This window comes from Ruminococcus sp., assembly GCF_045129435.1.
GTDB lineage: Bacteria > Bacillota > Clostridia > Oscillospirales > Acutalibacteraceae > Ruminococcoides.
On the sequence record NZ_JBGVJL010000140.1, the window covers coordinates 1 to 24,440 of the forward strand.

Here is a 24,440-nt window from a genome sequence, read left to right on the forward strand (position 1 = left end):
CCTGAGGAAAGTATACTCTCCTCAGGAGTGATCTGCCAAAATTGTACATTTTGAGTTGGCGATTTTGTGCATTTTCAGTTTAGCATTTATAATTGCATACGCTTTCTACTCGAACATAAAAGTTTGGTCAACCTTTTTCAAAGGTTGTGGGTGTGGGCAAAGCCCACAAAGTTTTTAGCTAATGCAAAGTTTTGATAGCCAAACAGCTTGCTGTTTGGCGACTTGAACGCAATGGCAAAAGCCTTATATTGCGACAGCAAAACAAAAAGACATTCTTTTTTATTAAAAATGATACTTTTTAAAAGCTGTCGCCTGTTTTGTCAAACTTTGCTTTAGCACACAAACAGCGTTGCTGTTTGTGCCTGAAAATTTACAATGAAAACAGCTTTTCTTGGGCGTTGCCCAAACCCACGAGCCTTTAAAAAGGCTCGACCTAAATTTTACAATATTTATCCAAAACTTTCCGCTAAACCATAATTTATTTCCAAAACTATCAAAAAGAACAACCGCTGTCTTTTACAACAGCGGCTGTCCTTTTTTGGGTATAATAAAGAAAAAACTTGTAATCAAATTAAATCATCTGTTAAGCAGATGTTTTTTGTACTGAGCAGGTGTGTAGCCATAAACCTTTTTGCACTGTGTAATGAATGACTTTACATTTGCAAAACCGTTTTCAACTGCGGCAACTGTTACAGTAGAATTTTTTGTGAGCATATCCTGCAAAGCATTTTCCAAACGAAGATTTGCAAGATATTCGGAAAAGCTTACCTGAGTAACGCTCTTAAAATACTTTGAAAAATAAGAAGGCGAAAGATTTACCACACTTGAAATCTCATTAAGCGGAATTTCCTGCTTAAAGTTCTCGTTAATATAAGCAATAGCTGTCTTAGCATAAGAGAAATCACGCTTTGGAATAATAAATGAATTTGCACTTCTTTTAAGTGATGTACAGTATTTAAGCAAGGTATAATACAAGAAATTTACACCTGAAATCTGCTTTAAAACACCGTATTCATCGTGGTCAATGTCAATGCTTGCAATCTGGCGGAGAGTTTCGCAAAGGTGTTCCTTTTGCTCAGGTCTGTCATGAAAATCGAAAATAACGCTGTCAATAGTCTTGCAGAACATACGCATATACTCAAATGAAAGTTGAACAATAATCATATTTGCGTGATGTCCCATTTTTGGGCGGACAAGATGAACATCTTCACTGTTAAAAATCATACACTCGCCCTTCGGCAAATCAATAATCTCACCGTTGTGAGAACATTCGCCAAGACCGTCTAACACATAAACAATCTCAGGCTCACGATGCCAATGGAGTTCAGTTTTGTGGGTTTCAGATGATAAATCACAGTACAAAATTTTTGCAGGAATATTTTTGTCATAATTTACGATTTCATATTTATAGTTCATAATCTACATCCTCCGCAATCAGATGTTGCAATTAACAAAATTTTGTTGTATTATGTAATTATTATAAACATCTTTGTTAATAATTGATATAGATATTTGTTTTTTAATTATAGACAAATGTTGTAACATTGTTAAATACTGTAGCATAATGGGGAAATTATGGATAAATATAATAAATACAATATTCAAAGTGTAAATAACATTTCAAATGGCAAATGTATTTTTTCAAAAAAATACAGCACTCATATTCTAACTCAAAAAACTCCAGTAATGTACTATATTATGAGGGGCAATGGCATTGTGTGGGTTGACAAAATCAAATACAATGTTTCCGAGCATCAGAGCATATTTGTAAGGCCAAGTTCGGAGTGCAGTTTTGAGTGTGGTGACGAGGAATGTGAGATTTTGTTTGTATGCTTCACAGGTGTTGAATATATGTGGTTAATTTCACATACAGCGTTCACATCGGGTCTTTCCGTCACTCAGAAAATAGACTTGCCCGACCCTGAAAAATTGTTCAATATTACTGTGGACGGAAAAGGTGAGATTTATCAGAACGCGAGAATAAACGCAAAATTATGCAATTTATTATCATATTATATTGAATATTTTCCGGCTACAAAAGAGGAATATAACCGCTATGTTCTCTCGGCAACTAAGTATATTGAGCTTAATTACAGAAATTCAGATTTTACCGCAACAGATGTTTCAAACTATCTAAAACTCGACAGATCATACCTTTACAAGCTATTTAAGGCTGAAATGGGTGTTTCTGTGCACGATTATATTAATAAATTGCGAATTTCAAGAGCCGGCTCACTTCTTGCAAGCTCCAATCTTTCAATCAAAGATGTTGCCACCGAGTCAGGCTTTGCCGACCAGATGTATTTTTCAAGACTTTTCAAAAAGAAAAAGAACCTCACCCCAAGCCAATACAGACAATACTTTAAAGACAGCCAGCAGAGTAATATATAACAATAAACCACATCTTTCGCAAAGATGTGGTTTTTGTTGTTTTTAAACATTATTTTAGTGTAAACAACTTTGTTTAGGACTATTTACAAAGCAAAAATCTTTTAAAATCCACCATTTTGATATGCTCTGGCAATTACATAAGAAGGCTCATAATAAGCACTGCAATTATAATTGTCAATAACCTCACAAATAGGATTGTTATACACTCTGATAATTCCGTCAACTTCGCTTTCATCAGGCAAAGCTGTATCAGAAATAAGTCTTTGGTACACTCTTCCTATTTGTATAGCGGTTGGAATTTTATCCACCAAGCTGTAATCTACATCTGAAATATCAAAATCACCGCCTTCAAGCGAATAATTTTCTATCCAATCATCTTCAACATCGAGTGGATTTTCGCAATGCAACACATTAGCTACGCTGATAAGATGCTCTAAATTTGATTTTCCAATCTTATTTACCACATAGCTATTTTTTTGGTGAAGTTTTCTTGACACACGCTCAATCATATAGCAAATAAAATAGAGGTCATTTTTTTGAATTTTTTCATCTGGGAAATAAATATTCGTCATAAATTCTCACTACTTTCAAAGTGCAGAGTTTTCAGAGCATTTTCAGTACAAAAAACAATCTGATGCGTGGGATATTTGAACTTTACCAATTCCCAAAAGGCGTCTTTACTGATATTTCCCGATGTGTATTCTTCAACATAATCCCATATCTGGTCATCAGCCATAGGACCTTCAACTATATCATAATTATGCTCAATACCTCGTCTGCAATCAACTACAAATTTTAGCCATTCCTCTGTCATATCTGAAAAAGACAGAATTTTTAAATCAGTATTTTTAGCATAACTATATTTATTTAAAATTGAATTTCCTTTTCTTGTAAGGGCCCATCTTATAGCTTGTTTTTCAAATTCTGTGCAGTAAAAACCGTAGCCAAAATCTTTGTAATGTCCATTAATAAGAATTTTCGGCATTTGAACAACAACATTACTTCCGTGATAAAGTATATTTTTCAAAATATTTATGCCTCCTATTCTTAAATTTACTCGCTATCATCTTTATTCTCAACTATTCTTACTGCGTCAAGCTCGAACCAGAAAGTACTGCCTTTACCGAGGGTGCTTGACACACCGCATCTTGCGTTGTGGGAGTTGAGAATTGATTTTACGATTGAAAGTCCAAGACCTGTGCCGATAATACTGCGTTTGTGCTCCTTATCGACCTTATAGTATCTGTCCCAAATATACTCAAGCTTGTCGGCAGGAATACCCTCGCCGTGGTCGGTAACATTTATTCTAACCTTTTTATCAATTATCTGCTGAGTAACAATTACCGTTTTATCCTCGCCGGCATAGTTGATAGCATTGTTCACAAGGTTGTAAATTACCTGAGAAATCTTGAGTTCATCGGCATTTACATACACTCTTTCCTTGCATTTTTCAAGATAAATGTTGTAGCCGTCCTGCTCTTTAAGCTTAGCATATCTTGCAAAAATAGCCTCGAAGCTGTCGGTAATGCAGAAAACCGACTTCTGAATTTCCATAGTACCGGACTGCAGCTTGGAAAGGTCGAGCAAATCATTTACAAGGCTTGAAAGTCTGGTTGCCTCGTCAATGATAATCTGAATATTTTCAGGAGTATTTTCACCCGGCAGGTCACGCATAACCTCTCCATAGCCTGTAATCATAGTCAGAGGTGTGCGTAAATCGTGAGAAATATTCGCAATAAGCTCTCTTTGCAGTCTTTCATTTGCGGCAAGTTCTTTTTTTGCAAAATTCAGGGTATCATTAAGCTCGCTTACTTCAAGATAGCCGTTTGCGTCAAATTCTACATCGTAATTTTTCTTTGCAAGCTCCTTTGCCCTCTTGGTTGTGAGCGAAATCGGCTTTGCAATTCTTTGGCTTGCGTAAAGCGAAATTGCCACCGCAAGCACGAAAAATACTATAGAGATTACAAAAATCTGATCCTTGATAATCTCAATGGTATTGTTAATCGGAGTGATTACCGAGGAAACCAACACAAAGCACTCTGTGCCGTCCTCAAGGGAAAGAATTTTTCCGTAGGTCATAATCTTGGCAGAATTACTATATTTTTTCTGCCAATTAAATTTATTTGCGGTATCGTTTGTGGAAGTATTTTTTTCGTATTCTTCAAAAAAACCTTCTTTTCTCTCATCCTCACCCTTAATATCAAGACAGCTTCCGTTGTGATTTAAGGCGGAAGAATAATACGAATACACCTTGTGAGCCTCAATATTTACCGATACGGACGGTGAGGCATAGTTACATTCATAGCGTTTCTGAAAAAATGCCGTACTCGTGTCATACACCTGCACGGAAAGTGAATTGTATGACGCCACATTTTCAATAGTGGCAAGGGGATTTGTGTTATTTTCAAGCGACTCGGCTATAATTTTTGCACTTTTTTCTACCGACCTTTTCTTGGTTGAGGTATAAAAGGATTCAAGAAAAAACGACTGAAATACCCACAATACAATAAGAATTATAAAACCAAAAAGCAAAAAATAGCACAACAAAGTAAAATGCAACGGCATTTTGCGATTTTTAAGTTCGGTTAAATCTATATTTTTAAAGTGTTTCAAATCTGTAGCCAACTCCTCGCAGAGTAACAATGCACTTGCTGTACTCTTTCAGGCTTTTTCTCAGCAGTTTAATGTGAGTGTCAAGAGTACGCTCGTCACCAAAGAAGTCATAGCCCCATACCTCGCTGATTAACTTTTCACGGGTGAGGGCAATGCCCTTGTTCTTAACCATATAGAAAAACAACTCGTATTCCTTTGGAGTCATCTCTACTCTTTCACCGTCAATAGTAACAATTCTTGCAGAAAAATCCACACTCAAGCCCTTATATGTAAAAATATCTTTTTCAGGCTCGCTGTTTGCCTTTCCGCTTCTCTTGATTACAGCGTTTACACGCATCATAAGCTCTTTTGGCGAGAACGGCTTAACAACATAATCGTCACTACCAATTTCAAAGCCGTGAATTTTATCGTATTCTTCGCCCCTTGCGGAAAGCATAATAATTGGGGTGGATTTGAATTTTCTGATTTCCTTGCAAGCAGAAAATCCGTCAAGCTCAGGCATCATAACATCCATAATAATAAGATCAAAGTCCTGTCGCCTGCAAAGCTCAATAGCCTGCATACCGTCAACAGCTTCTTCTACCTCATAACCCTCAAATTCAGCATATTTTTTTATAATCTGTCTGATTCTGTATTCATCATCAACAACAAGCAACTTGCTCATAACAGCACATCCTTTCGTATCCCTCATTATATATGAATATCCTAACTTTTCAATGTGACAATTTTTTGATGTTATTTTTAAAATTAATAAAAATCAGTTGATTTTTGAGTTCAATATTATAATAAAATTTAGGTCAAGCCTTTAAAAAGAATTTATTGACTAATTATAAATGGCTTTTCTTGTTGCTTTCGCATAAATGCTTACGCCTTATCTCAAAGCCGCAAAACAGCAAGCTGTTTTGCTGTCAAAATTTTGCGTTAGCTAAAAGTATTGTGGGCTTTGCCCACACCCACAACCTTTGAAAAGGTTGAACAAACTTTTATAATCTATGCACTGACATCTAATTTCTGCCTAAAAATTTCGTTAATCTATTTCGTAAAAATTCTTTGCATTTTCGGCTGTAATATTCAAAAGTTCCTGCACACCCATATTTCTTAACTCCGCAATTTTAACAGCGGTGTATTTTATCATTGTGCTGTCGCACCTTTTGCCACGAAACGGCACCGGCGACATATACGGGCAGTCGGTTTCAAGTAAAAGTCTGTCAATCGGCACTTCCTTTGCCACCTCAACGCTGTGTCTTGCATTTTTAAATGTGACTACTCCGCCAAGACTGATATAACCGCCGTAACGCATAACCTCACGCATCATCTCAACACTGCCCGAAAAGCAATGCACAAGTGCCTTTGGCTTGTATTTTCTCAGATAATCGAGTGTGTCGCCATGAGCCTCTCTGTCATGCACAATAATCGGCATATCAAGGTCAAGCGAAAGCTTTATTTGCTCCTCAAATATCCTATTCTGCAATTCCTTTGGAATATCCCAGTGATAGTCAAGTCCGGTTTCGCCCACCGCAACAATTTTTTTATGCTGTAAAAGACTTGCAAGTCGGTCGAGGTAATCATTCGGAATATTCTCAAGATTTTCAGGATGGAAACCAACCGCACCGTACATAAAATCGTATTTTTCGCAAAAATCAATACAAATTTCCGCAGTTTTTAAATCGACAGCATTGTTCACCACACCGCAAACACCGTTTTGAGGCATAGAGGAAAGCAGTTCTTCCCTGTCCTCATCAAACCATTTATCATCATAATGAGCGTGTGAATCAAAAATATTGTAAAAATTATTTTCCATAATTACAAAGCCTTTGCCTTAATTTTTCCCGACTGACGGGGATATTTTGACGGAGTGTTTTTCACTTTTCTTACTACCGCAATCGCCCTTTCTCCGCCGTTTTCCGGTAATTCAAAGAAATATTTTTCTTCAAGCTTACCGCCGAGGGTGTTGATTGCGTTCATTGCTTCTTTAAATTCATCGTTTGCCATTGCACCCTTCATAGCACAAAAAGCACCGCCCACCTTAACATACGGCAGGCAATATTCGCTTAAAACATTCATTCTCGCAACTGCTCGTGACGCTACAAAATCAAAACCTTCTCTCAGTTTTTCGTCCCTTGCACCGTCCTCTGCTCGACTGTGAATAAGCTCGGCATCAATACCAAGCTGTGTGCAAACCTCGTTTAAAAATACAAGTCTTTTGTTGAGGCTGTCAATAAGGGTAAGCTTTATGTCGGGTCTTGCAATTTTCAAGACAACACCCGGAAAGCCTGCACCTGTGCCGACATCAGCAAGACTGCTGTTCTGCGGAATATCCACAAAATTAAGAAGTGACAGGCTGTCGGCAAAGTGTTTGAGTGCCACACCGCTTTCGTCTGTGATTGCGGTGAGATTCATTTTTTCGTTCCACTCAACAAGCAGTTCAAAATATTTTTGAAACTGCTCGTACTGATTTTCTGTGAGTGTGATTTTATAATCTTTTATAAAATTTTGGAGTAAATCCTTAATCATAAATTCCTCCGCTTATTTGTTCTGAGCAAGCCAGATGAGCAAAACGCTGATGTCGGCAGGCGAAACTCCCGAAATTCTTGACGCCTGACCAATGCTCAAAGGCTTAATTTTATTAAGCTTTTCCTGTGCTTCAAGTCGCAGACCTTTGATTGTGCGGTAATCAAAATTTTCAGGCAAATGGCGGTTTTCAAGCCTTCTCATCTGCTCAACCTGCTTTAGCTGTTTGGCAATGTAGCCCTCGTACTTGATTTCAACCTCTACCTGCTCAAAAATATTCGGGTCAAGCTGCGGTCTGCCTGTGTCTATGCTTTCAAGTGCCTTGTAGTCAAGCTGCGGTCTTTTGATAAGGTCAAGAAGATGTACACCTGTGGTAATTTCACTTGTACCATGCTCTGTTAAAATTTTGTTTACCTCATCGGTCGGTGAAATAACTGTGGTTTTAAGACGCTTGATTTCCTGCTTTTTAAGCTCCTGCTTGTGCAAAAACCTTTCGTATCTTTCATCGCTGATAAGTCCGATTTCGTGTCCGATAGGAGTAAGTCTTTCGTCTGCGTTGTCCTGACGGAGAATAAGACGGTACTCACTTCTTGAAGTCATCATTCTGTACGGCTCGTTTGCACCCTTTGTTACAAGGTCATCTACAAGAGTGCCGATGTATGAGCTTGCTCGGTCAAGAATGAGCGGTGATTTTCCGAGAACCTTTAATGCGGCATTCACACCGGCAACAAGTCCCTGTGCGGCCGCCTCTTCGTAACCCGAACTGCCGTTAAACTGACCTGCACCAAAAAGATTAGGAAAATCCTTAAATTCAAGGGTGGCAAGCATAGCGGTCGGGTCAACGCAGTCGTACTCAATCGCATATGCAGGTCGCATAATAATGCAGTTTTCAAGGCCTTTTATAGTGTGGTAAAATTTAAGCTGAACCTCCTCAGGCAGAGATGAGCTCATACCCTGTAGGTACATTTCTTCGGTGTCAAGTCCGCAAGGCTCAATAAAAAGCTGATGCCTTGGCTTGTCCTTAAAACGCATAATCTTGTCTTCAAAGCTTGGGCAGTAACGAGGGCCAACACCCTCAATTTTACCTGCGTAAAGCGGTGAACGGTGAATGTTGTCAAGAATAATCTGCTTGGTTTCGTCATTCGTCCAGCTTATGTAGCAGTCAACCTTGTTGTCGCCCAAATTCTCGGTTTCGTATGAAAATGGCTGTGGCGGCTCGTCACCCTTTTGTACCTCAAGTTCGGAATAGTCAATGGAATTTCTGAGAACACGAGCCGGTGTGCCGGTTTTAAATCTTCTTAAAGGCAAGCCGAGTTTTTTAAGGCTTGCACCCAAAAATGACGCCGGAAAAATTCCGTCAGGGCCGCTATCGTAGGAAACTTCTCCAACGAAAATTCTGCCGCCGAGGTATGTGCCTGTGGCAATGACAACAGTTTTGCAATGGAAAACCGCCAACATTCTTGTGGTAAGGTCGTAGCCGTCCTCGGTCTTTTCAATTTCTACAATTTCAGCCTGTCTTAACTCAAGATTTTCTTGTAACTCAAGCTTGTGTTTCATTACAGTTGAGTATTTTCGGCGGTCAATCTGTGCTCTGAGCGAGTGAACGGCAGGGCCTTTGCCTCGGTTGAGCATACGGGATTGTAAAAAACATTCGTCAGCGGTCTTACCCATCTCACCGCCGAGAGCGTCAATTTCACGCACAAGGTGACCTTTGGCAGTACCGCCGATTGACGGATTGCAAGGGCAGTTGCCGACTGCGTCCATATTAATTGTGAAAACGGCAGTTTTACAGCCAAGTCGGGCAGCCGCAAGTGCCGCCTCAATGCCGGCATGACCTGCACCGATAACTGCTACATCATAATCTCCTGCAAAATATTTCATATACTTCATTCCTTTAAGGGTAAAATTATTTCTAAAATAAGTAAAAATTTAGGTCAAACTTTTTATAAATTGGTTTTGTTTTAAATGTTGGGGTAATATTGATAAATTATGGTTTAGCAATGGTCGGGAAATTTTGTTTGAATTATTACAGACTTTATACTCGAAAATAAAAATTTGGTCAACCTTTTTTCAAAGGTTGTGGGTGTGGGCAAAGCCCACAAAACTTTTTGCTAACAATAAATTCTGATAGCCAAACAGCTTGCTGTTTGGTGACTTGAACACAACAGCGAAAGCCTTATAATTGCGTCAGAAACACAAAACAGAAAAAATATTTTTTCTATTTATAAATTATTTCTTATTAAAAGGCTGTCGCCTGTTTTATCAAATTTGGCTTTAGCACACAAACAGCGTTGCTGTTTGTGACTTACAAATTGCGATGAAAACAACTTTTCTTGGGCTTTGCCCAAACCCACGAGCCTTTAAAAAGGCTCGACCTAAATTTTTTATCCGAGAAGAAAGCATAGACAATTTCAATACTTTTAACTCCCGACTATTACTAAGTTATTGTCGGGAACAAGAAAATTATTATTTTGCAAGCTATCTTCCCGTAATAAAAACCACAATTTTCCCCAACTATTGAAAAAGAACCTATAAATTTATTTTCCAACGCAAAAGTTATGGAAAACTCTGTCTACAACCTCATCACTTGTTCTCTCACCCGTCAGCTCAAGCAAGCTTGTAATTGCCTCCTCAATGCTGACTGTAATTGCGTCATAGGTGAGTCCGATTTCAAGGGCATTTTTCGCATCTTTTACAGAATTCAAGGCATTAAGCACAGCCTGCCTCTGCCTTTCATTGGAAAGTACGCCCTCGCTCGGGTTAAAATTCTCCATTCCTGCTATGTTCTCAACCGCTTTAATCAGCTTTTCTCTGCCCTCTCCACTCTTGGCAGAAATATAAACTACATTTTTAATCTTGCTCTCAATGTAGTCTGTGTCGAGCTGTTTGTCAAGGTCGGTTTTGTTGATTATTGCAATGCAAGGTACTTCGCTTGCGGAGTCGATAAGTTCCCTATCGTCATCATCAAGGCTACGGTTGTAGTCAAATACTGCAAGCAACAATCCGCATTGCTTTAATCTGTGCTTTGCCCTGTCAACGCCGATTTTCTCTACCTTGTCATCGGTTGTTCTGAGTCCTGCGGTGTCGCTGAGTCTTAAAATAACATCACCGATAATTACGGTGTCCTCAATAATATCTCTTGTTGTGCCGGGAATGTCAGTTACAATGCTACGCTCACAACCCGAAAGCAAATTCATAAGTGTGCTTTTTCCAACATTCGGTCTGCCGGCAATTACTGTGTCTATTCCCTGCTTTACTGCCTGTCCGCTGTCATAGCTTGAAATAAGTCCGTCAAGAATAGCAATGCTGACATTGAAAGAATCATAAAGCTGTTCGTCTGTCACCTCGGCAATATCCTCTTCGGGATAATCCGCCCAGGCTGAAAGGTGTGCGGCGGTGGAAAGAAGAAGATTTTTTACTTCGTCAATTTTGTTGCGAATTGCACCGTCCTTTACACAAAGTGCGGCTCTTGCGGCAGAGCGTGACTTGGCGGAAATAAGGTCTATTACTGCTTCTGCTTCAGAAAGGTCAATTTTTCCGTTTAAAAATGCTCGCTTGGTAAATTCGCCTGCCTGAGCAGGAATTGCACCGGCATCAAGAACGGCTCTGAGTACAAGCTTTGTGATGTAGATACCGCCGTGGCAGGAAAGTTCTACAACATTTTCGCCGGTATAGCTTAAAGGAGCACGATAAACAAGGGCAACTGCCTCGTCAATTTCTTCACCGTCAGAAATAACCTTGCCAAAAGCTGCGGTATAGCCCTTCATATCTGCAAGCCTTTTGTTATTTATACCTTTAAAAATTTTATCGCAAATAGTAAAAGCGGAATCACCCGAAATGCGGATAACAGAAATACCGCCCTCACCCTGTGCGGTGCTGATAGCAGCAATAGTGTCAGACATAAAATCACTCTCTTTAAAATGGTTTAAATAATTGTAAATTATGGTTTTTATTACGAGAAGATAGTTTGCCAAAAAGTAAATTTCTTGTTCCCTACAATAACTTAGTAATGGTCGGGAATTAAAAGGTTTAAAATTTGCATATGATTTCTACTCGAACAAAAAATTTAGGTCGAGCCTTTTTAAAGGCTCGTGGGTTTGGGCAAAGCCCAAGAAAAGTTGTGTTTATTGCAAATTTTCAGGCACAAACAGCAACGCTGTTTGTGTGCTAAAGCAAGGTTTGACAAAACGGGCGACAGCCTTTTAATAAGAAATGATTATAATTGAGAAAGAATATCTTTTCTGTTTTGTGTTGCTGTCGCATAAAAGCTTTCGCCATAGTGTTCAAGCCGCCAAACAGCAGGCTGTTTGGCTATCAAAGCTTTGTTTTAGTTTAAAGTATTGTTGGCTTTGCCCACACCCACAACCTTTGAAAAAGGTTGACCAAATTTTTATTTTCGGGTATAAATTCCGTAATAATTTAATCAAAAATTTCACGACCGTTGCTAAACCCTAATTTACAATTATTCAAGTTAAAATAAAAAAACAAAAGGGAGCAAAAAATGCCCCCTTTTATAAAAAATCATTATTTATCAATTCTGCCGTAAAGTCCGTCAAGGCTTCCTTCATTAAGGGGCTTTCTGTCGGGATTTACCTCGTTTTTAACAGAGTTGTTGTTGTATGGGCGTCTGCCGCCTCTGCCTCTGTTGTAGCCTGAATTGTTTCTTGGGTATCTCTTAAACTTTGGATCAGGTCCGATTACAACATGACGGTTTGCGTTTTCACCCTCACTCCATGAAATTGCACCGTTCACCTTCTGTACAGAAGTGTGAATAATTCTTCTTTCATATGGATTCATTGGCTCAAGACTTGTCTTTCTGCCTGTCTTGATTGCCTTGAACGCAAGCTTTCTGCCGAGAATTTCAAGAGTCTTTTCTCTCTTTTCTCTGTAGTCGCCTGTGTTTACTGTAACCTTAAAGTATGAGCTGTCTGCGTGGTTTGCCACAAGACTTGTGAGGTACTGCAATGCGTCAAGAGTTTCTCCCCTTCTGCCGATTACAAATCCAACATCTTCGCCCTCAAGGTCAAATTCAACGCCGTTTTCAATTTCCTTTTTATTTACGGAAACTGACTCAAGCTTCATATTTTTAAGTACATTTGTAAGAAATTCCTCAGCTGTTTCAGCAGGGCCTGCCTTGAGTGTAACCTTTACCTTAGCAGGTGCACCACCAAAAAGACCGAACTTTTTCTTTTCGGCACGCTGAATAACTTCAAACTCAACAACCTCGGACTCATCAATGCCGAGCTGTCTTTTTGCGTCTTCAAGGGCGAGAACTTCAGTTTCGCCAACGCCGATTGCTTCTCTAATCATAGTATTCACCTATTTCAATTACTTCTTTTTCTTTTTGCCGTTGCTGTTAGCCTTAGAGCCAATCTGCTGTTCAACAGGTGAGTAAACATAAGGAACTTTCGCTTCGTTAAGCTCCATAAGAGCAATGTGGCGAGCTTCCTCTTTAGCTGTAAAGCTTACCGGAGTAAAGAACTTTGCAATTACGAGTGACTGGATAAACGCAATTACAGATGAACAAATCCAGTAAAAACCAACCGCAGCCGGCACAGTATATGCGATATAAGCTGTAAACAGAGGCATTATGTAGAGCATTACCTTTAGGCAACCCTGCTGCTGAGCCATCTGAGCTTTATTGATTCTCTGCATTACTAACTGAGAACCAACATATGATACAAAACAAAGGACAGGAATGAGTGAGTACCATGAGAAAATACCCATATCCTTTGGAATTGTGAGAAGGTTGATTCCCATCATATTAAATCCGTTTGCAAAATCGATTATCTGCTGGCAGTCCGCAGCTGAGAACAAGCCCTGAATAGTTTCGGTATTCATAATGCTTGGGAACACCCTGATAAGCTCGATTTGCTGATAAGTAGCATTTGTAGAAATTGTGTAACCCGGAATTGTGTTCATATAAGCAACCGCACTGTTTACGGTGTCCGAGTTAAGATGAAGTGTGTTTGTAAGAGGATATGCAACGGCATAGAAAATACCGAGCATTACAAGCAAAGGAACAATCATTGTAAGGCAACCGCCCATTGGCTTTACGCCCTCTTTTTCGTAAAGCTTGTTCATTTCCTCCTGGAGCTTAACCTTGTTGTTAGCGTATTTTTCCTGAAGCTCCTTTTGTTTTCTTTGCAGTCTCATTGTGCCTGCCATAGATTTTTGTTGCTTGACAGTAAATGGGAACAAAATAAGTCTGATTACAATAGTAAATACAACTATTGAAAGACCGAAATCCTTTAGAAAGTAGAAAGCAGCCCAAAGAACATAGCCGAGGATACTTCCAAAAAATCCAAATATATTTGCCATAAGCTACCTCACTTAATTTTTCTTGGCTTGTCCGATTTTTCGGGAACAGGATCATATCCGCCCTTTGAAAAAGGATTGCATCGCAATATCCGCCATATTGTAAGAGCAGTGCCCTTTAGTGCACCAAAGCGTTCAATAGCCTCAAGCCCATATTGCGAACAGGTAGGCTCATACTTGCAGCTTTTTGGCAGATGCGGAGAGATTGCAGCTTTATAAAATTTTATCAGCAGAATTAAAATTCTTTTCATAACATTACTTTTTCAAAACACCCGCAGACTCCATATGCTTTTTCATAGTGTCATATACCTTTTGTGATTTTACAAAAGGAGTCCTTGTCCTTGCCACAAACACAAAGTCGTAGCCGGGTTTTAAATCATTGTAAAGCTGATAATATGCGGCACGAATCACACGCCTTGCACGGGTGCGTTTTACCGCTTTTCCGACTTTTTTGCCCGTAGTTATTCCAAAACGCAGGTTATCGGATTTATTTTTTATAACATAAGTTACCAGTACAGGACTTACAAAGGATTTTCCCTTTCTGTAAAGTCTGGAAAAATCCCTATTGTCCTTTAAAGTGATGAAGTCACTCAAAATTAAAACCACCTAAGCAAAGTAAAAGCCGCAAACAATAAAGAAAGACCACTGTATAAAAGTGGTCTGTTCTTTAAGGAAACACCGATTAAATCATTTGCACAAAAAGCAAAGCCGAATTTCTGACAGAATGAACAAAGAAACCGCAAAAATGCCAAAGCAAAGCGAGAATTTTTGAACAAACCGGCAAAAACAGGCAAGCTGTGCAAAGAAATTGCGTGATTTAACAAGCGAATCCTAATTAGTAAGACAACCTTTTTCTACCTTTAGCTCTTCTTCTAGCCAATACTTTTCTACCGTTGGCTGTTGCCATTCTCTTTCTGAAGCCGTGCTCCTTCTTTCTGTGGAGCTTCTTTGGCTGATAAGTTCTCAACATACTGAAAACCCTCCCTTCAATATATAACCTTGCAATATAGCATTATATCTTAATTTTTCTTTATAGTCAACAAAAATTAAAAAGTTTTTTATTTTTTTGTATGTCGGGCAGAATTTCAAAGTAAAATCTGATGTAATTTTCATGTAAGGAATTTAAGCATTATAACGATTTACATAATAATGTATATATAGTATATAAAATTTCAGCTGTAAAAAGCTCAGTCAAAATTTTATTTTGCTAAGCTTTAAAAAATTTTAGAAAATTATAAAATATGCAGGTGTTCTCTTTTTGGCACAAATCAGCTTATAACACAGTTTTTTTCAATAGACTTCAAAGTCAAAATTTCAATAAAAATCCCACTGTCAGGCAATTAAAGCACTGCAAAAGGTAATTTTCCTTATTGCAATAAAAAAGATTGATTTTTTTTAGGAAGTGTTCTATAATATAATAGAATAGATTTACTATGGGGTAATATGGCGATATTGCCGTATTTATATGGAAGGGAAGTCGTATATGGAATCTTTTGAAGAAGCGTGGGGAATTATTTGCGATTATTGTAAAACTAAAATTACAGATGTTGCTTACAACACCTGGATCAGCAGAATTGAGCCTATTGATCTCGATTTTGACAAGAATAAGGCTGTAATTTTAGTGCCTAACGATTTTCATCGTCAGACTATATCTCGCTGTTATCTTTCCCTGCTAAATGAAGCTTTTGAGGCAATTTTCGGTCAGGTTTTTATTATTGAAATGAAAATTCCTGACGAAATAAAGGCTAAAGAAGAACAGCAGGCCGTTGCAAATGCAGAAATCAACGACATCAGCTATGAATATACTTTTGATACTTTCATTGTCGGTGCGTCAAACAAATTTGCTCATGCCGCCTGCCTTGCAGTTGCCACAAATCCGGCAAACGCCTACAATCCTCTGTTTTTGTACGGCAATTCCGGTCTTGGCAAAACTCATTTGCTCTATGCTATTGCAAATGAAATCAAGAAAAATTCACCTGAAAAAAATATTTGCTACATCAAGGGCGATGATTTTACAAACGAACTCATTGAATCCCTTGGTATGGGCAAAATGAGTGAATTCAGAAAAAAGTACAGACAAACCGACATTTTGCTCGTTGACGATGTGCAGTTTATCGGCGGCAAAGAGAGTACTCAGGAGGAATTTTTCCATACTTTCGATACTCTTTTTAATGCTCACAAGCAAATTGTTCTTGCTTCTGATAGACCGCCTAAGGAAATCAAGACACTTGACGATCGTCTGCGTTCAAGATTTGAGTCCGACATTATTGCCGATGTTCAGCCGCCGGATATTGAAACAAGAATTGCTATCATCAAAAGAAAAGCCGAGCTTTTAGATCTCGACATTTCAGCAGATGTCTGCGAATACATTGCGTCAAAAATCAAGGCTAACATTCGTCAGCTTGAGGGCACTGTTAAAAAATTAAAGGCAAAAAGCCTTTTAAGTCACGAAAAAATTACTATTTCCTCTGTTCAGGAGGTCATTTCCGATATTCTTAATAATGACACTCCGCCTGAGGTTACTGTGGAGCGTATTATTGAGGAGGTTGCCCGCACTTTTGGTGTAACTCCTGAGGCTATCCGTTCTGAAAATAACAGAAGTGCAAACATCAGCAACGCTCGACACATTGCAATTTATATTTCCAGAGAGCTGACCACACTTTCAATGGCAAACATTGGTGAAGAATTTGGCGGCAGACATTATTCTACAGTTATTTATACAGTTAAAAAAGTTAAGAAAATGATGCAGAACGACCGTAAGATCAAGGAAATTGTTGATGACACCATCAAGAACATTCGTGACAGGTAGTACAGCAGCTTTTCAACATATTTTATTACATATTTTTAACCTTTTAACATTATTAACATTACACTTTTGTAATATTTGTAAACACTTATTTTTCGGCTTATTTGCTTAGCTTTAAGCTGTTTTGGCAATACTTGAAAAGGTACTTATTCAACAACTACTGTTGAGGTCTTTTCATAATTTCAACATTTTTAGTATGTTAAAAAATATTAAAAAAATATTTTCAGAAAAAATGTTCTGATTAGGCTAATTTTCAGACATTTTTTCGGTATATATGAAAGAGAGTTTTTCTTCTTCGTGTTTTCATTGGCTTTTGCAGAATAAAAGCCGATAAAAACCGGCTTTTTCAAAAGCTTTTGGTCCGAATTTTTTTACCTATATATAATAGTATAGAAATACTGTAAAATTTAGGTCGAGAGATAAATGCTTTGAATTTTGCCTATTTTTTCTACTCGGACATAAAAATTTGGTCAACCTTTTTCAAAGGTTGTGGGTGTGGGCAAAGCCCACAAAATCTATAGCTAACGCAAAGTTTCGAAAGCCAAACAGTAATCTGTTTGGCGGCTTATACAAAATGGTGAAAGCCTTATAATTGCGACAGCAACACAAAAATCTGTCATTTTTAATAATAATGATGTCTTTTTTAAAGGCTATCGCCTATTTGTTACAAACTTTTGCATTAGCACACAAACAGCTTTGCAGTTTGTGTCTGAAAATTTTTAATAAAAACAACTTATATGGGCGTTGCCCAAACCCACGAGCCTTTAAAAAGACTCGACCTAAATTTTTTATTATTTAGCATAAATTTTCTGCTTAACCATAATTTTTTAATGCTAATGAAGTCCCTGAAATTTAACATTTTATTTAACATTCCACTAACAATTTTTAACCCGATGTTGAAAGATTTTGCTTTATCAACAGGCGGTGTAAAAGCTGTTAAGGTTTTGTTAAAGTTTTTGAGGACGGTTTTTTTTAGTAAACATCGAAAAAGTTACAACTTTTTAACATTTCAACACCCCCTACTACTACTACTAAAATATTAATTATCTATTCTTAAAGGAGTGCTTCACTTGAAAATTTCGTGCTTGCGAACAGATCTTGCAAATGCAGTATCGAATGTATCGAGAGCAGTTTCCTCAAAGGCAACAATTCCTGCTCTTGAGGGTGTGCTTATAAAAGCATACGATAATTCACTAAATATTTCCGGATATAATCTTGAAATCGGAATTACAACTGATATTGATGTAACTATTCAGGAAGAGGGCGAAATTGTAGTCAGTGCAAAGCTCTTTCTTGATATTGTCAGAAAATTACCGGAAGAAATCGTGATGATTGAAACCGACGAAAGAATGGTGACCTACATAACCTGCGGTAATGTTGATTACCAGATTGTAGGTATGTCATCAATCGAATATCCTGATCTTCCAACCTTTGAGCAAACCGATATGATTACGGTAAATGCAAAAACTTTGCGTGAAATGATCAGACAAACAGTTTATGCTGTGTCAGACAACAACGCAAAGCCGATTTATACCGGTTCACTTTTTGAAATTGAAGACGGACTTTTCAGAATTGTAGCTATTGACGGCTACAGAATGGCGATTAGAAGTGAAATTGTTGATTCCGAAAGCAAAAATAAATTTGTTGTTCCCGGAAAAACCCAGCTTGAAGTGCTTAAACTTCTCGGTGATGATGAGCAAAATGTAGATATTATCATCGGTCAAAGACACATCACCTTCAAGGTTGACAATTACAGAGTAATTTCCAGACTTATTGAGGGTAATTTTATCGATTACAAAACCACAATTCCTACCGATGTGAAAACTGAGGTTATTATAAACACCAGAGTTATCATTAACTCGGTTGAAAGAATGTCACTTTTAAATAATGACAGAATTCAAAGCCCTGTCAGATGCAATTTTGATAATGACGAAATCAAACTTTCCTGTGCATCGGCAGTCGGCAGAGCTAACGACAGTATTGCAGTTTCAATCATGGGTGAAAAAGTTGAGATTGGTTTTAACAACAAATACCTGCTTGACGCACTCAAAAATTGTGATACCGATGAAATCAGACTTGCTCTCAGCGGTCCAATTAAGCCAATGGTTATAAAACCGGTGAAGGGCGACAGCTTTTTGAGCATTGTAGTTCCAATGAGGCTTTCAAATGAAGGATAAAAAAATCAGCATCGACACAGAATTTATAAAATTACAGGATTTGCTCAAGCTTGCAGGACTTTGTGACACAGGCGGAATGGCAAAAATGATAATTCAGAACGGAAATGTCACCGTAAATGGTGAGGTTTGCACAATGCGTGGCAAAAAAATGCGTAAAGGCGACATTGCAGAGTTTGACGGAGAAAAAATTACCGTTGTCTGAACCAAGGAATGATATTTTTTGAAAGTACTTGCGTTGAAATTTGAAAATTACAGAAATCTTGAAGATGCAATTATTTCTCCATGCGAGGGTGTAAATGTAATTTACGGCGACAACGCACAGGGAAAAACCAATCTGCTTGAGGCTTTATGGATGTTTTGCGGAGGTCACTCGTTCAGAGGGTCAAAAGAAAATGAACTCATAAAATTTGGCAAGCCGTTTGCAAATCTTGAGGTCAGATTTTTTGGACAAGACAGAGAGCAGACCGCTTCTATAAAATTCAAGGGCAACAAAAAACAGGTTGAGATAAATTCCGTACCAAAAAATTCGGCTGCGGCACTTATTGAGAAATATTGTGCGGTGGTTTTTTCGCCCGAACATCTGAATTTGATAAAAAGAGGGCCGAGCGAAAGGCGAAAATTTATTGACAGTGCAATTTGCAGAGAAAAACTCAAGAATGCGGTGGTGCTTTCTAAGTACAACCGAACTTTGAATCAGAGAAATTCCCTGCTCAAGGATATTTTTAAGCATCCGGAGCTTGAAGAAACTCTTTCGATCTGGGACAATTCCCTGCTCTCAAATGGTGCTATACTCATAAAAAAGAGAATGGAGTATCTCCAGATGCTCGAAAAAAGGGCTTCAGAATATCATTTTGGCATTTCGGGCGGCAAAGAACAGCTTGAAATCCGCTATTTATCCACTACAAATGCAGAATATGGCGATAATATTGAGCAAATTCACCAAAAATTATGTGAAAGCTTTGAGCAATCTAAGGCAGATGATATAAGAAACGGTTGTACCACCAAAGGTGCTCACCGAGATGATGTTGAGATACTCATTAATGGCAAAAATGCAAGACTTTATGCTTCTCAAGGGCAGCAAAGAAGTGCGGTTTTGTCGTTGAAGCTTGCCGAGGCGGCAGTTTTGTCTGAGCGAATGGGCGAAAAGCCAATTATTTTGCTTGATGATGTTATGAGTGAGCTTGATTCCAAAAGACAGGATTTTTTGCTGAACAAGCTTGACGATTGTCAGGTTTTTATAACCTGCTGTGAGCAGTCAAACAAAGAGCAGCTCAAAAACGGCAAAATTTTTAATGTGTGTAACGGAGTAGTCAGCTGAAATGTATTTGCATTTAGGACAGGATACTGTCATTTCTACAAAATCAATTATCGGTATTTTTGATATAGACAGATGTACCGTTTCAAAAAAAACAAGAGATTTTCTGACCGAGGCAGAAAAAAGCGGAAATGTTGTGAATGTTTCCTACGAACTGCCAAAATCATTTATCGTTTGCAAGGAAGACGGCAAGGTTACTGTGTACATAAGCCAGCTTTCGAGCAAAACACTTTATAAGCGACACAAAGAAGGGACTGCTAAAATCTTGCAGTCTGAGATTAATTAATATTACTCTGAGTATAATTTTATAAAAATAATATTTAATAATCGCAAGAAAATATAAATCTATGAATATTTATTGAATATTTATTCATTTTCAAATACACTACAAAAAGAGGGATTGTTTATGAAAGCAAAAAAATGTCCTTACTGTTCAAAACGAATTTCTTATATTTCGGGCTTTGCAAGCAGACGCAAAAGTGAATATATATGCACAAGATGCGGAAAGGAAAGTAAAGTCGTAATTAACAAAATGATTTTTGTGGGCTTCGCACTTGCAGTTGCGGCTGCGGCAGGCATTATGCTTTACTGGATTAAGTCGGGCAATATCAGCAATCCGCTCGGAGTTTTGCTCGTTGCAGTTCCGCTTGTTATTTTTATGCTTATCAGTCCCGCATTTTTAAGTTATGTGCCTCTTAAAAAATATAAAAAGTCGATGGAGGCAAAAAAGGCAGGTATGGTGTATTCTGAAAATATCGCCGGCGACATTGCCGATGAATTTGAGTTTAATCCGATAAAGTCATCACGCACCACATCGGAAGTGCCTGAAATCGTTGAGCCGCACACAGAGCTTGAGGACACAAGTCCTAAGGTTGCCATAGATACAAGTGTGTTTAATCAGCTCAAGCAGAAGCGTGACGCTGAGAGAATGCACCTGCAGGAAGAAATGAACAAGGCTGACGATACAGAGATAAAGGACGATACTATGTCATTTGTGCCTGTTATAAGCGATGTAAGCGAGGATCATGCATCTATGGACGCACCTCTTAAAAAGCTTCGCTCTGACACAGACACAGGCTTTTCACGCTCACGCCACTACATTCCGCCAAAGGAAGACAGTGACGGCACAAAGAGAGCAGACACCAACAAATACACCGCAAACAGGAAGTTCTAAGCTATGCTGAAATTACCGATTTGTCCGCATTGCCACACAGTTTACAGCTACAGCGAGGTTAGGAAGATAGCAGGCGAAAAATCGCATACCTGTTATCATTGCAAAAAACAGTTTAAAGCAAGCAAAAAGCCTTGTGTTGTGCTTGTTTTAGTGCTGCTTGTTCTTGCCGTTGCAGCAAATGTGGGGGTGCTTTATATGGCACCAAACCTGAATTTCTATGTTCTGGTTGGCATAAATGTGTTTTTTATCCTGCTTTTTATAGCACTTTATCCGCTTTTTGTAGCGTTCAAGGATACTGAGAAAAAACAGAAAAAGCAGAAATAAATATTTTTGACTTTTTAGAAAATTAAATACTGTCTGCGTTTTACGGTTATGTTTACTGATAAATTTCACAGACAAAAGCCGATTGATTTTAGATTTGAAATTAACAAAAACAACCTGACTTTATGAGGTCAGAAAAATACTTTCCGCCTTTTTAAGAGGTGTGAACAGGGCAAAGGCAGCTGCTTTGGCTCTGATATTGGAGGTAAAAAAATGGACAATGAAAATAACATTGAGATGACCAAGGTCGAACAAGAGTATGGTGCCAATGAAATTCAGGTTCTTGAGGGACTTGAGGCTGTAAGAAAAAGACCGGGTATGTACATTGGTTCAACCGGTCCGAGAGGTCTTCATCACCTTGTTTATGAAATTGTAGATAACTCTATTGACGAGGCTCTTGCCGGCTACTGCACCAAAATTGATGTAGTTATCGAGGAGGGCGACATCATAAGAGTTACCGATAACGGCCGTGGTATTCCTGTAGGCATCAACAGCAAGACAGGCTTGCCGGCAGTTACGGTTGTATTTACGGTTCTTCACGCCGGCGGTAAATTTGGTGGCGGCGGATACAAGGTTTCCGGCGGCTTGCACGGTGTTGGTGCGTCTGTTGTAAACGCTCTTTCCGAATGGCTTGAGGTAAAGGTTTGCGATGGCGAAGATGTTTATACTCAGCGTTACGAAAGAGGTAAAATCGTTACCGACCTCCACAAAATAGGAAAGTCCGACATCAAGGGCACAGAGGTACGCTTTAAGGCTGACCCGCTTATCTTCAAAGAAACCACAGTGTATGACTATGAGGTGCTCGAAAAGCGTTTGCGTGAACAGGCTTTTCTTAATGCAGGCGTACATATTGAGCTGAGAGATGAGCGTAACAAGGACGAAATAATCAAGAAAAACTTCGTCTACGAGGGTGGTATCAGAAGCTTTGTTGAGTACATTCACAAGAAAAGAGCATTGGCTGTTATTCACCCTGATGTTATCTACTTTGCGGCAAAGAATGACGAAGATACCATTTCTGTTGAGGTTGCGTTGCAGTACAATGACAGCTACAACGAAAATCTTTTGACCTTTGCAAATAACATTCACACCACAGACGGCGGTACTCATGAGGAGGGCTTTAAGAGGGCTCTCACAAGAGTAATGAACGATTACGCACGAAAGTTTGGCAAGCTAAAGGATAATGATAAAAACCTCAGCGGTGAAGATGTGCGAGAGGGCATTACCGCAATCATCAGCGTTAAGCTTAAAGAGGCTCAGTTTGAGGGTCAGACCAAGGCGAAGCTCGGCAACACCGAGGTAAGAACTATGGTTGACAAGCTTGTCAGCGATAAGCTTATGATTTATCTTGAGGAAAATCCTCAGGTAGCAAAGGCTATTTTTGAGAAGTCGCTTGCATCTGCAAGGGCAAGAGAGGCGGCAAGAAAGGCGAGAGAGAGCGTAAGAAGAAAGTCGGCTCTTGAGTCTGCACAGCTGCCGGGTAAGCTTGCCGACTGTCAGTCAAAGGACAGCGAAATTACTGAAATTTACATAGTAGAGGGTGACTCTGCGGGCGGTTCGGCAAAGGGTGGCCGTGACCGTAAATTCCAGGCTATTCTGCCTCTTTGGGGTAAAATGCTCAATGTAGAAAAGGCAAGGCTTGACAGGGTTTATGGCAACGATAAGCTTATGCCTGTTATAACCGCACTCGGCACAGGTATCGGCGATGAGTTTGATATTACAAAGCTGCGTTACGGCAAGATTATTATTATGGCGGATGCCGATGTTGACGGTCAGCATATCAGAACACTTCTGTTGACCTTTTTCTTCAGATTTATGCGTCCTCTTATTGAGGAGGGTCATATCTACATTGCACAGCCTCCGCTTTACAGAATTTCAAAGGGCAAGGAACACAAGTATGCCTACTCAGACATTGAGCGTGACCAGATTTTAGCCGCAACAGAGGGCAAAACCGAAATTCAGCGTTACAAAGGTCTTGGTGAGATGGATTCGGAACAGCTATGGGAAACCACAATGAATCCGGAAACAAGACTAATGCTCAGAGTAAACCTGAACGAGGCAGAGGAGGCAGACGAAATCTTCACCATTCTTATGGGTGATAAGGTTGAGCCAAGACGAGAGTTTATTGAGAAAAACGCTAAGTTTGTTCAAAATCTTGATGTTTGATTTTTTTCGAGTAGAAAGTTTGTGATAATTCAAACTGAAAATTTCCGAATATAACTTAGCTATTGTCGGGAATAAAAAGTATTATTTTTTATACAGATTGTCTTCTCGTAATAAAAAAGTCCGATTGTAGCTTTAGCTATTGTCGGGAACAAAAGTATTATTTTTTACACAGACTATCTTCTCGTAATAAAAATAAAAAGGAGTGATTTTTGTGCATTCACGAACTATTTTTCGGGTACGCTATGCCGAAACCGACTGTATGGGCATAGTTCACCACTCAAATTATCCGATATGGTACGAAATGGGCAGGGGCGACTATGTGAAAATGCTCGGCTTTAATTATCGTGAAATGGAGCAGCAGGGGATTATGACTCCGCTTTTGAATTTAAACTGTTCATTTGTAAAGCCGGCTCTTTATGACGATGAAATTATTATCCGCACAAAGGTGATTTTAATTTCAGCCGCAAGAATTACTTTTTCATACACCGTAAAGAGGATTGAGCCGGACGGCTCAGAAACCGAACTTGGCTACGGCACTACCGAGCATGGCTTTGTTGACTCAAAGACCTTTCGCCCGACAAGCATTAAAAAGCGTATGCCACAGCTTTACGAGAAGATAAAACAATATACATAAACCTTGAGGAATGAATA

Annotated in this window: 24 protein-coding genes; 10 read left to right on the forward strand and 14 right to left on the reverse strand. The window is 38.8% G+C overall.

The genetic code is table 11. The annotated features are described in order from the left end of the window. Positions 1 to 576 precede the first annotated feature (576 nt). On the reverse strand, positions 577 to 1,416 hold the full coding sequence (locus ACJMMI_RS06695) for a helix-turn-helix domain-containing protein (protein ID WP_405354433.1): 840 nt from the start codon (positions 1,414 to 1,416) through the stop codon (positions 577 to 579). Between the two features lie 159 nt (positions 1,417 to 1,575). Between ACJMMI_RS06695 and ACJMMI_RS06700 the strand changes: the two genes are divergently transcribed. Next, positions 1,576 to 2,391, forward strand: coding sequence for an AraC family transcriptional regulator (locus ACJMMI_RS06700; RefSeq protein WP_405354434.1), 816 nt, complete (start codon positions 1,576 to 1,578; stop codon positions 2,389 to 2,391). Positions 2,392 to 2,492: 101 nt separating this feature from the next. Here the strand turns inward: ACJMMI_RS06700 and ACJMMI_RS06705 are convergent, their stop codons facing one another. The 13 genes from ACJMMI_RS06705 to rpmH all read right to left on the reverse strand — a co-directional run bounded on the left by ACJMMI_RS06705 (position 2,493) and on the right by rpmH (position 14,803). After that, entirely contained in the window at positions 2,493 to 2,963 is a 471-nt protein-coding gene (locus tag ACJMMI_RS06705) for a hypothetical protein (protein WP_405354435.1), read from the reverse strand. Continuing rightward, positions 2,960 to 3,418, reverse strand: a complete 459-nt coding sequence (locus ACJMMI_RS06710) for a DUF3990 domain-containing protein (RefSeq protein WP_405354436.1) — start codon at positions 3,416 to 3,418, stop codon at positions 2,960 to 2,962. Before ACJMMI_RS06710 ends, ACJMMI_RS06705 begins: the two co-directional genes overlap by 4 nt. Before the next feature lie 26 nt (positions 3,419 to 3,444). Continuing rightward, positions 3,445 to 5,004 (reverse strand): sensor histidine kinase, encoded by a 1,560-nt coding sequence (locus tag ACJMMI_RS06715; RefSeq protein ID WP_405354437.1) that lies wholly within the window; start codon positions 5,002 to 5,004, stop codon positions 3,445 to 3,447. Further along, the gene (locus ACJMMI_RS06720; RefSeq protein ID WP_370740683.1) at positions 4,991 to 5,668 is read right to left on the reverse strand and encodes a response regulator transcription factor; all 678 of its coding nucleotides are present in this window, start codon (positions 5,666 to 5,668) and stop codon (positions 4,991 to 4,993) included. The genes ACJMMI_RS06715 and ACJMMI_RS06720 overlap by 14 nt, the downstream gene beginning before the upstream one ends. Before the next feature lie 363 nt (positions 5,669 to 6,031). Continuing rightward, positions 6,032 to 6,805, reverse strand: coding sequence for a TatD family hydrolase (locus ACJMMI_RS06725; RefSeq protein ID WP_405354438.1), 774 nt, complete (start codon positions 6,803 to 6,805; stop codon positions 6,032 to 6,034). Between the two features lie 2 nt (positions 6,806 to 6,807). Then, positions 6,808 to 7,518 carry a 16S rRNA (guanine(527)-N(7))-methyltransferase RsmG gene (gene rsmG, locus ACJMMI_RS06730; protein WP_405354439.1) on the reverse strand — a complete coding sequence of 237 codons (711 nt, stop codon included), beginning with the start codon at positions 7,516 to 7,518 and terminating at the stop codon, positions 6,808 to 6,810. Between the two features lie 12 nt (positions 7,519 to 7,530). Then, positions 7,531 to 9,396: a tRNA uridine-5-carboxymethylaminomethyl(34) synthesis enzyme MnmG gene (mnmG, locus tag ACJMMI_RS06735; protein ID WP_405354440.1), complete on the reverse strand. Its 1,866-nt coding sequence runs from the start codon at positions 9,394 to 9,396 to the stop codon at positions 7,531 to 7,533. Between the two features lie 656 nt (positions 9,397 to 10,052). Next, complete coding sequence (gene mnmE, locus ACJMMI_RS06740; protein WP_405354441.1) at positions 10,053 to 11,417, reverse strand: tRNA uridine-5-carboxymethylaminomethyl(34) synthesis GTPase MnmE; 1,365 nt, start codon at positions 11,415 to 11,417, stop codon at positions 10,053 to 10,055. 622 nt (positions 11,418 to 12,039) lie between these two features. Continuing rightward, positions 12,040 to 12,825, reverse strand: coding sequence for an RNA-binding cell elongation regulator Jag/EloR (jag, locus tag ACJMMI_RS06745; RefSeq protein WP_405354442.1), 786 nt, complete (start codon positions 12,823 to 12,825; stop codon positions 12,040 to 12,042). Positions 12,826 to 12,843: 18 nt separating this feature from the next. Then, positions 12,844 to 13,836 (reverse strand): YidC/Oxa1 family membrane protein insertase, encoded by a 993-nt coding sequence (locus ACJMMI_RS06750; RefSeq protein WP_405354443.1) that lies wholly within the window; start codon positions 13,834 to 13,836, stop codon positions 12,844 to 12,846. A gap of 8 nt (positions 13,837 to 13,844) precedes the next feature. Further along, positions 13,845 to 14,084: a membrane protein insertion efficiency factor YidD gene (yidD, locus tag ACJMMI_RS06755; RefSeq protein WP_405354444.1), complete on the reverse strand. Its 240-nt coding sequence runs from the start codon at positions 14,082 to 14,084 to the stop codon at positions 13,845 to 13,847. A 4-nt stretch (positions 14,085 to 14,088) separates the two neighbouring features. Continuing rightward, positions 14,089 to 14,427, reverse strand: coding sequence for a ribonuclease P protein component (gene rnpA, locus ACJMMI_RS06760; RefSeq protein ID WP_405354445.1), 339 nt, complete (start codon positions 14,425 to 14,427; stop codon positions 14,089 to 14,091). 241 nt (positions 14,428 to 14,668) lie between these two features. Beyond that, on the reverse strand, positions 14,669 to 14,803 hold the full coding sequence (gene rpmH / locus ACJMMI_RS06765) for a 50S ribosomal protein L34 (protein ID WP_117706614.1): 135 nt from the start codon (positions 14,801 to 14,803) through the stop codon (positions 14,669 to 14,671). Positions 14,804 to 15,316: 513 nt separating this feature from the next. Here rpmH and dnaA point away from each other — a divergent pair. The 9 genes from dnaA to ACJMMI_RS06810 all read left to right on the forward strand — a co-directional run bounded on the left by dnaA (position 15,317) and on the right by ACJMMI_RS06810 (position 24,423). Further along, positions 15,317 to 16,642, forward strand: coding sequence for a chromosomal replication initiator protein DnaA (gene dnaA, locus ACJMMI_RS06770; RefSeq protein WP_405354446.1), 1,326 nt, complete (start codon positions 15,317 to 15,319; stop codon positions 16,640 to 16,642). Positions 16,643 to 17,709: 1,067 nt separating this feature from the next. Next, positions 17,710 to 18,816: a DNA polymerase III subunit beta gene (gene dnaN / locus ACJMMI_RS06775; RefSeq protein WP_405354448.1), complete on the forward strand. Its 1,107-nt coding sequence runs from the start codon at positions 17,710 to 17,712 to the stop codon at positions 18,814 to 18,816. Further along, complete coding sequence (locus ACJMMI_RS06780) at positions 18,806 to 19,018, forward strand: RNA-binding S4 domain-containing protein (RefSeq protein WP_405354450.1); 213 nt, start codon at positions 18,806 to 18,808, stop codon at positions 19,016 to 19,018. Before dnaN ends, ACJMMI_RS06780 begins: the two co-directional genes overlap by 11 nt. Before the next feature lie 18 nt (positions 19,019 to 19,036). Continuing rightward, positions 19,037 to 20,134, forward strand: coding sequence for a DNA replication/repair protein RecF (gene recF, locus ACJMMI_RS06785; protein WP_405354452.1), 1,098 nt, complete (start codon positions 19,037 to 19,039; stop codon positions 20,132 to 20,134). 1 nt (position 20,135) lies between these two features. Beyond that, positions 20,136 to 20,417 (forward strand): extracellular matrix regulator RemB, encoded by a 282-nt coding sequence (gene remB, locus ACJMMI_RS06790; RefSeq protein ID WP_405354454.1) that lies wholly within the window; start codon positions 20,136 to 20,138, stop codon positions 20,415 to 20,417. Between the two features lie 120 nt (positions 20,418 to 20,537). Further along, complete coding sequence (locus ACJMMI_RS06795) at positions 20,538 to 21,305, forward strand: hypothetical protein (RefSeq protein ID WP_405354456.1); 768 nt, start codon at positions 20,538 to 20,540, stop codon at positions 21,303 to 21,305. 3 nt (positions 21,306 to 21,308) lie between these two features. After that, complete coding sequence (locus ACJMMI_RS06800; protein WP_405354457.1) at positions 21,309 to 21,629, forward strand: hypothetical protein; 321 nt, start codon at positions 21,309 to 21,311, stop codon at positions 21,627 to 21,629. Between the two features lie 210 nt (positions 21,630 to 21,839). Continuing rightward, positions 21,840 to 23,789 carry a DNA topoisomerase (ATP-hydrolyzing) subunit B gene (gene gyrB / locus ACJMMI_RS06805; RefSeq protein ID WP_405354459.1) on the forward strand — a complete coding sequence of 650 codons (1,950 nt, stop codon included), beginning with the start codon at positions 21,840 to 21,842 and terminating at the stop codon, positions 23,787 to 23,789. A gap of 211 nt (positions 23,790 to 24,000) precedes the next feature. Further along, positions 24,001 to 24,423: an acyl-CoA thioesterase gene (locus ACJMMI_RS06810; RefSeq protein ID WP_405354460.1), complete on the forward strand. Its 423-nt coding sequence runs from the start codon at positions 24,001 to 24,003 to the stop codon at positions 24,421 to 24,423. Positions 24,424 to 24,440: the final 17 nt, after the last annotated feature.